Below are 14,697 nucleotides of genomic sequence, written 5' to 3'. Positions count from 1 at the left end.
CGTCGCGACGGTCGACACCAGCTCGATCCGGAGAGTCACCGCGAAGACACCGTCACGTCATCCGATAACATGTAACAATATTGGTTGTTGAGACGCGAGTATAGGGCATGCGACGACGGCACGTCCTGAAGGGAGTCGGCGGCATCGGTGCACTCTACGCGCTCACGGGGCGGGGTGCGACAGTACGGGAACGATCGATCGAGATCGTCGACGCGACCGATCCGGTGCAGGCGGGCGATCAGTTGAACATTGAGGTGCTGATCGAGAATCCGACCGCGGAAGCGATCACGCCGACGCTCGAATTTTTCGTCGGCGACGATCGGTTGATCACGAAGCAGACGCCCGTTCCGGCGAACGACTCGACGATCGTCGAGTTTAGCCACCGGACCTACCCCGTTCGCGAGGACGTCGACGTTCCGGTGCGGATCGTCTCCGACGCTGAAAGCGTAGAACGCACCGTTGCGGTAACCGGTATCGACGAACTAGACGCCGGCCAGGTCAGTCCCGAACCCGAGCTCGTAATTCCGCCGGAGACGTCCGTCCTCTTCGAAGTTAGCTCCGAGCAACTCGGCGCGTACGGCGGGTACACCCACTGGTACGTGGACGACGATTACGCCGGGTGGTCGCAGGGTCCGTGGAACGCCGCCTACTACGACGCGCAGGGGACGGACCACTGGCGACGAACGTTCGCCGAGGAGGGGACCTACGGGGTGGCGGCGGCCCTTCTCGGCGAGGACCGAAACGACACGGCTCGCTGGACGGTCGAGGTGGCCGCCGACGCCGACGCCGCCCCGTCGATCGATGCGACGCGGCCGGATCGGGGACCCCTGGACGTGCGAAGTGGCGAGTCCGTCGACCTGGAGGCGACGGTCTCCGCACCGGCCGGCCTCGACCGGGCCGTCTGGTGGCTCGCCCACGCGGACGTCGTCCTCGGCGTCGACGAGCTCGACGGCACCGAGGCCACGACCCGCCTCTCGACCGACCGACTCTGTCACGGCTGTCCGATCGTCTGCTGGGTGGTCGACGAGCGCGCCGCCGTCACCGCGGACGACGTCTGGACGCCCCGGGTCGATTACGACGGCGAGAGTCGGGTCTCGATCGACGGGACGAACGCACCCGTCGAGGCCGGAAGCGTCCTCGAAGTCGCCGCGACCGTCGAGAATACGACCGACGAAGCGCTCGCAGAGACCGTCGAACTCGTCGTCGGCGAGGAGGTCGTCGACGCGACCGAGCTCACCCTCGATCCGAACGCCTCGGAGTCGGTGACGCTTGGCTACGAGACCTACCCCGTCCGGACGGACGTCTCGTTCCCGGTCACCGTGCGTACCGACTCGGACCGCGAGACGAAGCCGGTCGAGGTGGTGACCGACGTCGGCCCGCTCGAGATCGAGATCAGCGAGACGAACGCGCCCGTCCGCGCCGGCGAGGTGCTCGACGTGACGGCCGAGGTCGTCAACACGCACGACGCGACGGTCACGGACGAGATCCACCTGACCGCCGGCGACCGCGTCGACACCGCGTCGGTCACGCTCGAACCCGACGAGACCGAGACGGTGACGCTGAGCTACGAAACCTATCCGGTCGCGAGCGACGTCGAGTTCCCGGTCGAGGTCGCCGGAACCGGCGCTCGCGACAGGCGGACGGTGGCGGTCCACGCCGAGGACGTGCCGCCGGTCAGGCTGACGGTCACCGGCGCGTCGGATCCGGTCGCCGGCGGCGAGTTCCTCGAGGTCTACACCGAGGTGACGAACACCGCCGAAACCGCGATCACGGAAGCCGTCTCGCTCGTCGTCGGCGGCGAGCGCGTCGACAGCGAGTCGGTCGGCATCGACCCCGACCGGTCGACCCAGGTCGTCCTCGGCTACGAGACCTACCCCGTCCAGCGCGCCGTCGAGTTCCCCGTCACCGTCGAGAGCGACGGCGTCTCCGACCGGCGGGCCGTTCGCGTCGAGGCGGCCGAGGATGACGAAGAGCCGGCCGATCCCGATACGCTCGAACTCGTCGACTACCAGATTCTGGGCGACGACCCCGACGAAGAGTACGTAACGCTTCAGAACACTGGTAACGAGTCGCTCGATCTCTCGGGCTGGCACATCGAAGATGACGGGCTGGTACCTGCCGAGACGCTCTCTGCGTTCGAGTTTCCGGACGGATTCACCCTGGAACCGAACGCGACGGTCACCGTCGTCACCGGATCGGGTTCCAACACGGCCGAGACGCTCTACTGGGGTGTCGGCCGGCACGTCTGGTCCGAAGACGGTGACGTCCTCACCGTGCGCGACGAGGGCGGAACGGCGAGACTGGAGGCGGCGATCGCCGCCGACCCGGACGAGGAACCCGAAGACGAAGAACAGGACGAGGAGGAACCTGAAGACGATGAACCCGAAGCCGGACCAGTGACCGTCGCGATCGACGGGACGAACGCCCCGGTCGAGGGCGGCGAGCACCTCTCGGTCCTGGCGAATCTGGCGAACGGCGGGACGGCTGACGCGAGCGCGACCGTCGAACTCGTCGTCGGCGGTGACGTCGTCGACACCGCGTCCGTCACGGTGCCCGGCGAGGCGACCCAGGTCGCAGAACTCGGCTACGACACCTATCCCGTCGAGACGGACGTCACGTTCGACGTGGTCGTCCGGACCGACGACGACAGCGCCACGACGGCGGTCGAGGTGTTCGGAACTGGTGGCCCCGAAGAAGATCCAGAAGAAGAAGAGACGGAAGAATCGCCCGACGAAGAGCAGCCGGACGAGCAAGAGCCGGAAACCGAAGGAACGGATGAATCACCGGAAGCGGATCCGCCAGATGACGAACCCGAAGAGCCAGAAGAACCGCCAGACGAAGAGACGACTGGAGATAAACCGGAAGCGGGCGACGAGGAAGAAACCGAAGGGGCGACCGACGGCAACGAAACCGACTGATCCGAATACACGAATCGTGACGGTCGATATCTCCTGCGACGCGTTGCGCTTCGCTACCGATCGCACCGCACTCGGATCGGCGAACCGTTCGACCAGCGGTCAGGTAGTATAAGACGCTGTGTGCCGTACGGAGGCGTATGTCCGAGGGGGACCCGGGTATCGACGTTCAGTCGACCGTGAATCTCGAAGCATTCGAATCGATCCTGGAGGAGGAAGACGTTCAGTACGCGGTGGTGTTCGGATCGTACGCGGACGGGACGCAAACGCCGACGTCCGATATCGATATCTGTCTCCGGTTTTCCGACTCACTGGATCGACGCGAGCGGTTTCGGGCGCGAAATCGAATCGATGCTACAGTTCAGGCAGTCGCGGATCCGTTTGTCGACGTAAGCGATATCGAGGGACTTCCCGACACGGTCGCACACCGGGCGCTCACCGAAGGGACGCTCATCTACGGAGACGAATCGACGAAAGACGCTGACGAAGACCGGTTGAGCCGAACCGTCGACGCGTCTGCCGAGCGCCGAGCCAAGTACCGGCGCAAGTTCATCGATAGACTCGCAGAAGGGGATGTTTGATGGTCGATGAAGACGTTATCGTGACTCGACTTTCGTTAGTTAATCAGTATACCGACGAGTGCAAGCAGATTCGAGGCGTGTCGAGAGAGGAGTATCTCGACGATGTCATCCGTCAGCGGGCGGTCGAACGGTCACTGATGAACGCGATACAATCCTGCATCGACCTGGCGGCCCACATACGTGCATCGGAATCGCTGGGTCATGTTGAAACAGCTCGTGAAGAGATCGAATCGCTCGTCGACGCCGGGATCGTGTCCGACGAGACCGGTTCGAAAATCACGGAGGCGACTGGGTTTCGAAATCACCTCGCCCATCGATACGGCGACGTCGATCACGACATCGTCTACGACGTTCTGTACGAAGATCTCGAGTGGATCGATCGATTCCAACAGGAAATCGCCGTTTGGTATCGAGCACGATAACCCGAGAGTTCACGAAAGCCCGTTCGCCGACAGATGACCAGTTCTGTCGATGAATACGGCGGAAAAGCCGTTCAGTCTCGCTGAAACAAGGGAAGAGCGACGACAGCGCCATGACGACGGTCGACGTATTCGGAACGGGCGAGCCCGACGAACCGCCCAAAGAGGAACAATCAGCGGACGAGATCGAAGGAGCTCCTGAAGACCAATCGGAAGCGCCAGAAGAGCCGGAAACCGAAGAAACGGAGGATTCGACCGATGGGAAACGTCCTGAGCGCATGGTGGTCGAAGCGGGTTCGAATCGCCGAACCGTGAAGGACGGGCCACCGCGAGCGTTCGCTCCACTCGAGACAATCCGCTCTAGGTGACGTCTTCGACGTCGACTTCCCATTCGGGGTCCGTCCCGTTCTCGGCGGGATCGGCCTCGAACTCGTCGGTCCACGTCGCGCCGGGCTCGAGTGACACCACCCCCGATTCGGTGACGTTGTCGGCCCCGACGGTGTAGGCGGCGACCACCGTCGACGCGGTCGGGTTCTCGACGGAGAGGGTGAGCGTCGACCCGTTCGTCGTCGATCCGACGTCGAGCGTCTCCCAGCTGCCGACGCCGACGTGATTCGACTCGAACGACTGGGAATCCGAAAGGCCCGCGGACGTCGCCGCGAACGAGGCGCCGACGAGAGCGACGCCGAGAAAGACGCACGCGGCCACGACCGCGAGTAGGCGGGCGTCACTCATGCCTTCCTCCGGTCTGGGTGGGTGTCGGTCCCCAGCGCGCTAAGTTCCCGGACGAGGGCCAGACAGCCGGACGTCAGGAGGGCGAGTCCCGGGAGGACGACGAGCACGGCGATGCCGATCCCGGATCGGGCAAACACCAGGAGCGAACCGACGTACGGTATCTGGAGGTGGCTGGTGCCGACGACGTCGTCGGCGGTCGCGTACCCGGGATCTGGTTCGGGATTCGCGTCGCCCTGAATCTGGAAGTAGTACTCCCCGTCGACGACCTCGACGTCGACCACACGGTGGGTCACGTACCCCGGATTCGGCTCGTCACCGGTCTGGACCGTGACGACGTCGCCGACCTCGACGTCAGCGGGCGACGATTCGGAGACGATGAGGACGTCGCCCGAGTCGATCGACGGGCTCATGCTCCCCGAGGTGACGAAAAAGGCTGCGTCCCCGCCGACGAGGCCGGGAAACGCGACGATCGCGACGAGACCGACGAGCACGGCGACGACCACCCCGGCTCCGAGGAGGGCGACGCGCCGAACGGTCATCGCTCACCCCGGCCGTTCGCGGGTGGCCGACCGTCGGCTCCCAGACGCCGGCGTCGCTCGTACCGGACGTGTGCGAGCGCGGAGGCGGAAAACAGTACCGTGACGACGAGCATGCCGAGCGTCGGCGAGACGAGCGAGAACGGGAGCAATCCGAACCAGACCCCGGCCGTAAACCACAGACACAACGCACCAAGGCCCGCGTAATACGTGCTCCAGGGGATGTCGTCGTGGGGAACGACGTCGAGGTAGACGTCGAGCTGCGAGGTGGCGTCGGTCGGTTCGACGACGCCGCGGTCTGCGTTGAATTCGACGACGCCGCCGTCGTCGAGTTTCGGAAGGTGTGACTGCCTGAGCGCCGTGTAGACCCGCATGCGTTGCTCGTAAGTCGTCTCGTCGACCGAAACGTCGTTCTCCCAGGCGGCGACGTGGGTCACGAGATCGCGAAGTTCGATCGGACCATCCCCCTGTTTGAGGAGGTGTATCACGTACCGTCGGCGCGGACAGCTGAGTAGCTTGAAGGCCGTGTCCTGTGACAGCGACGGCGATCGGTCGCGAAGGTCGCCGGTCCGAACCGATGCGGACGCCGCCGCGGTCATCGTTCTCCCGAGAGACGGTCGCCGTCCGAACGGTCGACCCGCGCCGACCGCTCGACAGCGTGTATCCCCGTGTTATTCTGACTGTGAGGTTCTGGGCTCATCGAACGTCACATCTTGTTATTCAAAATTAGTTACGAACTCTGTAGCAATTTCGAGTGTGAACCTACGTCCGGAGGAGAATATCTAAAGATGTATTATGACGGTTTCCACGTTTTGAAAGTGGCGGATCACACCGCGTGAACGCCCGGTGGGACCGGTCGGAACGCCTGCGATCGGTGAGAACGCTGTCGACCCGGGTCATTCACCTACATCGGGACGGAATAATCGGCTAGATAGAACCGAAGAGAAGTGATTTGAGACTCGTCAGTCATGAAATCGGGGTTGTGCCCATAAGTAGTTTCCAGATCGAATATGATTCGGACACATCCGCCGTAATACCGTGAATATACGAGCGCTATGTGAGGGAAATGCGGTATTTCTCCGCTGTTTCGAAAATCGACAGTAGACCGCCCAAGCCGTCGGATATTCGGATTCGACATCGATATTTGATTGGTTGATGAGTATCGGTTTGTCGCCGTGGCGAAGGGGTCCGATACCGACCACCCTCGCTCGCTACAGACATCGTATGCGCGTCCGAGGCGCCGTCTAGGCGATCTGAGGCTGTGTATAGCTACTCGTCGGGAGCCAGTGGCTTTGAGACACCCACCATGAACCGGCGACGCCGGTTTCGTGGCGGCCGATCACTATGACGGACGAATCCAACACGATATCGCGACGCAACGTTCTCGCCGGGCTCGGCGCCGTCGGCGTCGGCGGCGCCCTCGTCGGCGCAGGCACCAGCGCGTACTTCAGCGACGGCGAGAAGTTCAGCGGAAACGAACTCGTCGCCGGCGAACTCGAACTCAAACTCGACTGGCAGCAGTTCTACTACGGCGCGCCGGACGACCAGCGACCGCAGGACTACGGGACCGCCGGTCGCCCGTACGTGAACGCACACCCGGATCACGACAAAGACGGCGAGCAGTCGATCGAAGTCGACGGCCAGACGTATCGGTACGACGATCTCGGTCGAAACATCGGCGACGACGAGATCGATTACTGTACGGACCTCGACGACGACTACTACTTCGGGAAAAAGCAGGATTCGTTGATCGACCTCCAGGACATCAAGCCGGGCGACTGCGGCGAGATCACGTTCAGCTACCACCTCTGTGACAACCCCGGCTGGCTCTGGCTCGGCGCGAAGAACAAATCGTACGAGACGGTGCTCGCAGACGAGATCGAGGCCGTCCTCTGGCACGACCTAGACGGCGACAACGAACTCGACGACGACGAGCCGATCATCGTCGAGGGATCGCTTCGCGACGTCCTCGACGCGTTGAACCAGGGGATCCTCCTCGACGGCGAACCGACGTCGACGTCGGGTACCAAGACCGATACGTGCGTCGAGTTGCCGAAACTAGACGACGACAACCTCGCAGAGTACACCGATCCGACACGCCACGATCCCGACGAGCTACGAAGCGGCGACGTGATCACGTTCCCCGAGGAGGGCGTCGAGATTACGCTCACGAACGTCTATCTCAAGGACGGAGACGACGAGGCCTACGGGTTCGACTGGGAGAGTAACAAGGGGCTCTGTCGGATCGAGGTCGGTGCCGCCGGCGATACACTCACGTACGACTACGAGGAGTGTGCGACATCAGGTACAGAGGTTATCGCCCCGGAAACACCCTCACCAGAACCTCAGCAGGCCGCGATCAGCAACCTCACGTTCTGGTACTGTGCGGACGAGAAGCCGAACGGCGATCCCGTCTGCGTTCCGAACTCGACGACGCAGTACCTCGGGTTCGAGTGGTGCCTGCCGAAGGGTGTCGGCAACGAGGTTCAGGGAGAATCGATCGACTTCGACCTGAAGTTCTACACCGAGCAGTGTCGACACAACGAGAATCCGACGAACCCGTTCGCGAAGTGACGTGAGAGCCCGGTTCGTCGCAATCCGAACCGACTCGAACCGATTGCAGTTCCCCTGGCAACGAATCGAACACAGATCTAGTTCTGAGCGTCACGCGACGACTGTGACCCGTGACTCGCTGGACGGAATCTTCCCTGCGAGCGCCAGGAGCCATCGTCGCGGTGGGATCACAAACCGCGTCCATCTTCGTCCCCGTTGGACTATTCGAGATCGGTCTCTCCGGACCTGTCGGCACGAGCGCGTTTGCGAACACCGTCGGCGTGTCCGGCACGTTGCACCGGTGTGAATCGGTACCGTCGTTCATTACACTATTAGTACAATTGCTGAGCCATACCACACCACGATGTCCGCCGACCCCTTCGGTCGCGCCATCCGCGACCACTACCTCGGTAGCCGGGAGGAGCCTCTCATCGACCGTGACGGTGACGAAACGCGCGAACACGCTATCGAACGGTGGTACTTTGGCGAACACGACGAAGACGCGTGGCGTGATGCGTGGATGGAGGGCCCGTTACTCGATATCGGAGCCGGCGCGGGACGGGATGCCCTCTATTACCAAGAACAGTTCGAGACGGTCGCCATCGAGGTGAGTGACCACCTAGTCGAGATACTGCGCGACCGAGGCGTGGCCGACGCTCGAGTGGCGAATATGTTCACACTCCGAAATCACTTCGACCGCGACCGATTCCGCTCGGCGCACGCGATCGGCACGCAGGTCGGGCTGGCCGGGTCGATGGCGGGCGTTCGCCAGTTTCTGGACGATCTCGCGTTCGTAACGACGCCCGACGCGACCGCAGTCCTCGACAACTACGCCCCCGAGAAGGAGGCCACGGGGGACGTGTTCGCGTACCGTGAGGACCCGGCGCCCGGCCTCGCCTACCGGATCTACCACGAAGAGTACGAGGGGGACGTAGGGGAAACGCTCTTGTTCCGCGTCTTTAGCGCGGACCGGCTTCGAGAGGCAACGATCGGAACGCCGTGGGAGGTCACCGCGCTCACCTACGGTGAGACGCAGTGGAGAGCGATACTGGAAAAGTCACACTCACCGCCGTGAGGGCGGGAATTCCGAAATTGTGCTGTCCGATGGACCCGCGGCATCCGCAGCCTCTCGGGACACCGTCCAGACGTTCGGTAACCGGCCGGTCAGCTTTCACCACAGACCAGCTCTCTCAGAAACCGATCGGGATCGATGCCGACCGACTCGCCGTCGACCCGATCGAGGGACCGACCTGTACACGAATGCGACAGAAGACCCATACCATCACAGACTGTACCGTGAGCATGAACGACGAGCTGGTGACGGTCGAACTGCGCCGGACCGAGGTCGAGTTGCTCGTGATGGCGCTGTCACTGGCCAGAAATAGCCCCGAGTTCGCCGAGGCGGGAGACGTCGATTCGATCATCGAGTCGATCCGATCGCAGTCTCGGCCCGGGCGCCGCCCGACCGACGACCAGCCGGCTCAGTCCGAGCGCGGAGAGACCGCCGAACGATCGAACGAGTGCGTGCGCTGAGCCGTGCCCGGAGTCCGTACCGATACTCGTTCTTGCGGTCGATCTCGACGTCGAGAAGCGGCGGGTCCGATCACGCCCGAACGCGAGTGCGGAGAGCGGCGATTCGGACCGGATCCATCGGTACCCGCATTTCGGTCCGGGCGGGCGAATTTACTCGATATCCCCGCCACACTCCGCACAGAGATCGGATTGCCAGGGAACGGTCCGGCGAACCGGTCGCTCCGCGTCACAATTGGGACAGTAGTCCGTCAGTTCTCCCGTACTCATTCTACAGTAATACCATGTTCACCCCATATAATATTTGGTGATTATTGTTCCGTTGATAATCGCTCGGTCCAGCTGATATCGGTTCAGACAGCCCCTGAATGACGGCCGCTAGATCGGTCGTGCGGTCGCCACCACCGGCATCTCCGTCGAAAGCCCGAGTCAACAGAACCCACCACGGCCAGCAATCGTTAAGCGACTCGACGCCGACGTCCCACGAAATGGTTCGCGTCCTCGCCGCGGACGACGTCGCCGAACTGCTCGACCTCGAGGCGCTCGTAGACGTCACCCAGAACGCGCTCGTCGACCAGTCGCGCGGACGGGTCGAACGTCCCGACCGCCCCCACTATCCCGTCGGGATCGGACTCGCGGCTGACGGATCGGGCGCATCTACGAACAGCCCGTCCGCCGAGCCGCTCGGAACTGGCCTCGCCATGCCGGCGTACGTCCACGGCTCGCCCTACAGCGCGACCAAACTGGCGACGGTCCACGAGGGCAATACCGACCTGCCGACCGTCCACGCCCAGATCGTACTCGCATCGGCAGAAACCGGTCGTCCCGTCGCGTTCCTGGAGGGGACGACCATCACCAACGCCCGGACCGGCTGCATCGGCGCCGTCTCGGTTCGCGCGCTCGCGGACGGCCCGATCACCCTCGGCGTGTTCGGCGCGGGGACGCAGGCGCGCTGGCAGACGCGAGCGATCGGCGCCGCGGTCGACGTCGAGTCCGTTCGCGTCTACTCGCCGAGCGACTCGAAACGGGCGTGTGCGGCCGACCTCCGCGAGCGAGGGTTCGACGCGCGGGCGACCGATACGCCCGAGGAAACCGCCGACGCCGACGTGGTCGTGACGGCGACGACCAGCCGCGAACCGGTGTTTCCGGCCGACGCGTTGGCCGACGACGCGATCGTCGTCGCGGTCGGCGCGTACACGGACGAGATGTGCGAACTCGATCCGAGGGTGCTCGACCGGGCCGGTCGGATCTACGCCGACGTCCCCGAGGAAGTCGCCGAGATCGGCGAGGTGGTCGCGAGCGAGCGCGGCGTCGACGAGCTGATCCCGCTCGGGGCGTTGCTGGACGACGATAGGCCGAACGACGGCCCGATCGCAGACGGCCCCGCCGTCGTCGAGAGCGTCGGTAGCGCCGTCCTCGACGCGGCCGCCGCCGAGTCGATATACGGGCGGGCACTCGACGGCGACGTCGGGACGGACGTCGCGTTCGAGTGATCGGTCGGCGCCGCCGCTCGGCGTCGCGGCGCCCGCGACCGCAACGCCCATAGCGGCCGCGCCGCCACTCCCTGGTGATGGGCGAGTACGACCGCGTAGATCACGTCGGCCTCGGGCTCGCCGGCGTGTTGATCGTCGCGGCGCTTCTGGAGTGGATCTCGATCGAGTCGGGAAGCGCCGCGGGCGTCGACTCGCGGTACGGACTGGTCGTCCTCGGCGCCGGCGTCGTTCTCGCCGGCGCGACGCTGGCCGGCCTGATCGAGCGAGGGCGCGAGTGGGTCTACCTCGCCGCCGGTTTCCTGACGTTCGCGATGGTGATCGCCTACGTCGACGCGCTCTTTCCGCAAGAGGAACCGCCGTACACGCCGGTTCACCTGCCCGACGGGACGACGGCACCGACGACCACCATGTCGTTCGAACCCGGGCTCGTTCTGGCGGGGCTGGCCGGCGGCGGGCTGGTGATGCTCGCAATCGCGGCCCTGCTCGGGCTCGTCGGCTCGGACTGAACGCTTCTCTCACCCGCGAAGACCGACCGTTCGGTCGGGAACACCCGTGGCGTCAGCCAGAATCGACGCCGACGATCGGGCCGTCGACCACCTCGTAGTCGACGGCCGCCTCGTCCAGGATCTCTTCGGTCCGCGCGACTCCCTCCTCGACGGAGAGATTCTCTAGGCGCATGTGGCGTTTCGGGTACATCCGCCAGTACAGCTCCGTGTGCGGACGCAATCGCGTCCCCGCCTCGCAGGAAAAGCCGCGGACGTGGTACTGGTACCACTCGAACTCGTCCGGTTTGTAGATTCCGTGGACCATGTTGAGTTCCTCGCCGAAGTAGTAGTACGACGCGTAATCGCCCTTCAACAGCCCGGCGGAGAGGAACACTTCGGTGAGTTCGTCCGGCTCGAGGCCCTCGACGAGGACGTGCTCGACGGGCTCGGGTTCCATCGCGAAGAGGTAGCGTCTGAACAGGTAGGTCCCCTGAAAGAGCGCCTGCCAGGGCAGGTTCTTCGCGACGGTCGTCAGCGGCACGGCGATCGCCTCGGTCGTCTCGATCGGTCAGTCGACAATCGGCAAGTTGTCCCTGGGCCGGTTGGCAGTCGGTCAGCGGTCCTCGGCCCGGCTGGGAATCGGTCAACGGTCCACCGACTGGTCGTACACCGGTCAATCGGCACTCGGTCGGGTAGCCATCGAGGTGACGATCCTACGCTGGCACACGTCGAGAGACCCCTCCCGGAACGGGAATGGCTACTCATTGTTACCATATAACACGCAACGGCCCATAAATTCGACGCCCGGAGACGACCCCGGTCGAACGTCGCGTTTATTCGGAGTGCGCACAGAGTAGCGAGTATGCGAGATGCGTACCTGATCGGTGCGGGTCAGTCGGCCTACGGGGCGTTTCCCGACGAGAGCTATCGCTCGCTGTTTCGGACGGCGTTCGAAGCGGCGGTAGAGAGCGTCCCGGCCGGCTTCGATCCGGACGCGATCGACGAAGCGTTCGTCGGCACCCTCGGCGTCGGCGGCCGGCAACTCGGCCTCTCGGGGCCGGCCGTAACCGAACACGTCGGCCTCGGCGGCGTCCCCTGCACGCGCGTCGAGAACGCCTGCGCCGCAAGCGGCTTTTCGATCAGACAGGCCGTCCAGGCGGTCAAGTCCGGGATGGCGGACGTCGTCCTGGCCGGCGGGTTCGAGGTCATGACGGACGCGAGTTCCGACGCGACGAAGTACTGGCTCGGCGTCTCGGGCGAGACCGAGTGGGAACGCCTGTCGGGCACCACGTTCTCCGGCGTCTACGCCCAGATGGCGTCGGCGCACATGGAGCGCTACGGAACGACGCGCGAGCAGCTCTCGCGGGTCGCCGTGAAGAATCACGAAAACGGCGCGAGAAACCCCAAGGCACAGCTCGGCTTCGAGTGCACGCTCGAGGACGCCCAGTCGGCACCCGTCGTCGCCGACCCGCTCACGCTCTATCACTGCTGTCCCACGTCCGACGGGGCCGCCTGCGCGCTGATCGCGAGCGAGGACGTCGTCGAGTCGTACACGGACGACCCCATTCGGGTCGCCGGCGTCGGCGCCGGCAGCGACGCCGTCGGACTGTTCCAGCGCGAATCGTACACCGAGATCCCCGCCAGCCGGCGGGCCGCCGAGGCCGCCTACGAGATGGCCGGCGTCGGCCCGGACGACCTGGATTTCGCCGAGGTCCACGACTGCTTCGCCATCGCGGAGCTGCTCGCCTACGAGGACCTCGGCTTCTGCGAGCGGGGCGAGTCGGGCGACCTGATCGAGTCCGGACGGACCGAACGCGACGGCGACCTGCCGGTCAACACCTCCGGCGGCCTCAAGTCGAAGGGCCACCCGATCGGCGCGACCGGAGCCGGCCAGGTGGTCGAGGCGTTCGCACAGCTCTCCGGCGAGGCGGGCGATCGCCAGGTCGACGACCCGGTCTACGGACTCACGCACAACGTGGGCGGGAGCGGCGGCGCCGCCGTCGTCTGCGTCTTCGAACGAGAGGTGATGGTATGACGGGGATCACCGCTGGCGCCGCGTACGCCCCGCGGCTCCGGATCGCGGCCGAGGAGTACGAGGAGGCGTGGGGTCGGTTCCAGGGCGCCGGCATCCGCGAGACGGCCGTCCCCGCCGCCGACGAGGACGCCCTGACGATGGGGTACGAGGCCGCCAGCCGGGCTCTCGACGTCGGGTCTGTCGAGCCGGACGACGTCACGTGGCTCGGGTTCGCCACGACGACCCCGCCGGTGGAAGAAGGCGAGTCGACCTCGCGACTGGGCGAGATGCTCGGGATCGACGCCGGCGCGAGCCGGCGGTTGTTCGCCGGGGGCACGAGCGCCGGAACGAGCGCGATCTGGACCGCGATGGACGCGGCGGACCGTGACGAGTGCGCGCTCGTCGTCGTCGCGGACGCCCCGCGGGGCGAGCCGGACGACGCGATCGACCACGCCGCCGGGGCCGGGGCCGCGGCGTTCGTGCTCACGGCAGACGGCCCGGCACAGATCGTAGATCGCGCCAGCTGGTCTGTGGCCACCCCGGGAACGCGATTTCGACGGGCGGGCGAGCGCTCGACCGAAGGACTCTCGGTCACGCAGTACGATCGAGACGCGTTCACGGAGGCGGTCCGTGGCGCGGTCTCCGGCCTCGATGGTGATCCGGAGCCCGACGCCGTCGCGATCCAGGCCCCGGACGGAAAACTGCCCTACCGCGCGGCGGGCGCCCTCGGCGTCGACACCGACGCGATCGCCGCGTGCGCGACGGTCCACGACCTCGGCGACCTCGGGGCGGCGAGCGTCCCGGTGACGCTCGCGAACGCGCTGGCCGACGGCCACGTTTCGATCCTGGCCGTCGGCTACGGCGAGAGTGCACAGGCCGTCGCCATCGAATCGGACGCGGCCGTCCCGACGGCCGTCGACGTCGACGGCGAGCAGCCCTGCACCTACGCCGAGTACCTCCGCCAGCGCGGCGACGTTACCTCCGGCTCGCCGTCGGGCGGCGGCGCCTACGTCAGCGTCCCGACGTGGCGCCGATCGATTCCTCAGCGGTACCGACTCGAAGCCGGCCGCTGTCCCGCCTGCGAGGCGATATCCTTCCCGCCCGAGGGTGCCTGTCCGGACTGTCGAACCCTCGTCGAGTACGAACCCGTCGCGCTCCCGGGAACGGGAACGATCGAGTCGGTCACGACCATCTCGCAGGGTGGTGCCCCGCCCGAATTCGCCGAACAGCAGTCGCGATCGGGCGACTACGCGGCCGTCGTCGTCGCCTTCGACGCGCCGGACGGCGGGAGTTCGGTCAGCGCCCCGGCGATGGGAACCGACGCCGACCCCTCGGCCTTCGCCGTCGGCGACCGGATCGAGGCGACGATCCGCCGGATCTACACCCAGGAGGGCGTCACCCGCTACGGGTTCAAGGTCAGACCGCAGGCCGAGTGA

15 protein-coding genes are annotated in these 14,697 nt (G+C 65.3%); 11 read left to right on the top strand and 4 right to left on the bottom strand.

Features of this window, described 5'->3' with window-relative positions; all coding sequences use genetic code 11:
- The first annotated feature begins 107 nt into the window (after positions 1 to 107).
- From NKH31_RS08695 to NKH31_RS08680, 4 genes are all read left to right on the top strand, one after another.
- Positions 108 to 2,918, top strand: coding sequence for a lamin tail domain-containing protein (locus NKH31_RS08695; RefSeq protein WP_254864749.1), 2,811 nt, complete (start codon positions 108 to 110; stop codon positions 2,916 to 2,918).
- Between the two features lie 137 nt (positions 2,919 to 3,055).
- Positions 3,056 to 3,496 carry a type VII toxin-antitoxin system MntA family adenylyltransferase antitoxin gene (gene mntA / locus NKH31_RS08690; protein WP_254864748.1) on the top strand — a complete coding sequence of 147 codons (441 nt, stop codon included), beginning with the start codon at positions 3,056 to 3,058 and terminating at the stop codon, positions 3,494 to 3,496.
- A complete protein-coding gene (gene hepT / locus NKH31_RS08685; RefSeq protein ID WP_254864747.1) occupies positions 3,496 to 3,918 on the top strand; it encodes a type VII toxin-antitoxin system HepT family RNase toxin in 423 nt (140 codons plus the stop codon). The genes mntA and hepT overlap by 1 nt, the downstream gene beginning before the upstream one ends.
- Before the next feature lie 110 nt (positions 3,919 to 4,028).
- Complete coding sequence (locus NKH31_RS08680) at positions 4,029 to 4,283, top strand: hypothetical protein (protein WP_254864746.1); 255 nt, start codon at positions 4,029 to 4,031, stop codon at positions 4,281 to 4,283.
- Here the strand turns inward: NKH31_RS08680 and NKH31_RS08675 are convergent.
- From NKH31_RS08675 to NKH31_RS08665, 3 genes are read right to left on the bottom strand one after another with little or no spacing between them, the layout of a single operon-like run.
- Complete coding sequence (locus NKH31_RS08675; RefSeq protein ID WP_254864745.1) at positions 4,276 to 4,650, bottom strand: hypothetical protein; 375 nt, start codon at positions 4,648 to 4,650, stop codon at positions 4,276 to 4,278. The two genes, NKH31_RS08680 and NKH31_RS08675, sit on opposite strands and share 8 nt — an antisense overlap.
- Entirely contained in the window at positions 4,647 to 5,189 is a 543-nt protein-coding gene (locus tag NKH31_RS08670) for a signal peptidase I (RefSeq protein ID WP_254864744.1), read from the bottom strand. Before NKH31_RS08670 ends, NKH31_RS08675 begins: the two co-directional genes overlap by 4 nt.
- Positions 5,186 to 5,785, bottom strand: a complete 600-nt coding sequence (locus NKH31_RS08665) for a DUF7344 domain-containing protein (protein WP_254864743.1) — start codon at positions 5,783 to 5,785, stop codon at positions 5,186 to 5,188. Before NKH31_RS08665 ends, NKH31_RS08670 begins: the two co-directional genes overlap by 4 nt.
- 745 nt (positions 5,786 to 6,530) lie before the next feature.
- Between NKH31_RS08665 and NKH31_RS08660 the strand changes: the two genes are divergently transcribed.
- From NKH31_RS08660 to NKH31_RS08640, 5 genes are all read left to right on the top strand, one after another.
- Positions 6,531 to 7,760, top strand: a complete 1,230-nt coding sequence (locus tag NKH31_RS08660; protein WP_254864742.1) for a SipW-dependent-type signal peptide-containing protein — start codon at positions 6,531 to 6,533, stop codon at positions 7,758 to 7,760.
- Between the two features lie 343 nt (positions 7,761 to 8,103).
- Positions 8,104 to 8,814 (top strand): class I SAM-dependent methyltransferase, encoded by a 711-nt coding sequence (locus NKH31_RS08655; RefSeq protein WP_254864741.1) that lies wholly within the window; start codon positions 8,104 to 8,106, stop codon positions 8,812 to 8,814.
- A 227-nt stretch (positions 8,815 to 9,041) separates the two neighbouring features.
- Complete coding sequence (locus tag NKH31_RS08650) at positions 9,042 to 9,272, top strand: hypothetical protein (protein WP_254864740.1); 231 nt, start codon at positions 9,042 to 9,044, stop codon at positions 9,270 to 9,272.
- A 485-nt stretch (positions 9,273 to 9,757) separates the two neighbouring features.
- Entirely contained in the window at positions 9,758 to 10,762 is a 1,005-nt protein-coding gene (locus NKH31_RS08645; protein WP_254864739.1) for an ornithine cyclodeaminase family protein, read from the top strand.
- Between the two features lie 77 nt (positions 10,763 to 10,839).
- Positions 10,840 to 11,268, top strand: a complete 429-nt coding sequence (locus tag NKH31_RS08640) for a hypothetical protein (protein WP_254864738.1) — start codon at positions 10,840 to 10,842, stop codon at positions 11,266 to 11,268.
- Between the two features lie 52 nt (positions 11,269 to 11,320).
- Here NKH31_RS08640 and NKH31_RS08635 read toward each other — a convergent pair whose 3' ends face one another.
- Complete coding sequence (locus NKH31_RS08635; RefSeq protein ID WP_254864737.1) at positions 11,321 to 11,788, bottom strand: hypothetical protein; 468 nt, start codon at positions 11,786 to 11,788, stop codon at positions 11,321 to 11,323.
- 321 nt (positions 11,789 to 12,109) lie between these two features.
- Between NKH31_RS08635 and NKH31_RS08630 the strand changes: the two genes are divergently transcribed.
- Both NKH31_RS08630 and NKH31_RS08625 read left to right on the top strand, forming a co-directional pair.
- Positions 12,110 to 13,282, top strand: a complete 1,173-nt coding sequence (locus NKH31_RS08630) for a thiolase domain-containing protein (protein WP_254864736.1) — start codon at positions 12,110 to 12,112, stop codon at positions 13,280 to 13,282.
- Positions 13,279 to 14,697, top strand: a complete 1,419-nt coding sequence (locus tag NKH31_RS08625) for a zinc ribbon domain-containing protein (protein ID WP_254864735.1) — start codon at positions 13,279 to 13,281, stop codon at positions 14,695 to 14,697. The genes NKH31_RS08630 and NKH31_RS08625 overlap by 4 nt, the downstream gene beginning before the upstream one ends.

Source organism: Halovivax gelatinilyticus (assembly GCF_024300625.1).
Lineage (GTDB): Archaea > Halobacteriota > Halobacteria > Halobacteriales > Natrialbaceae > Halovivax > Halovivax gelatinilyticus.
The sequence above is the reverse complement of the archived record's forward strand: the minus strand, read 5'-3'. Positions and strand labels throughout refer to the sequence as shown.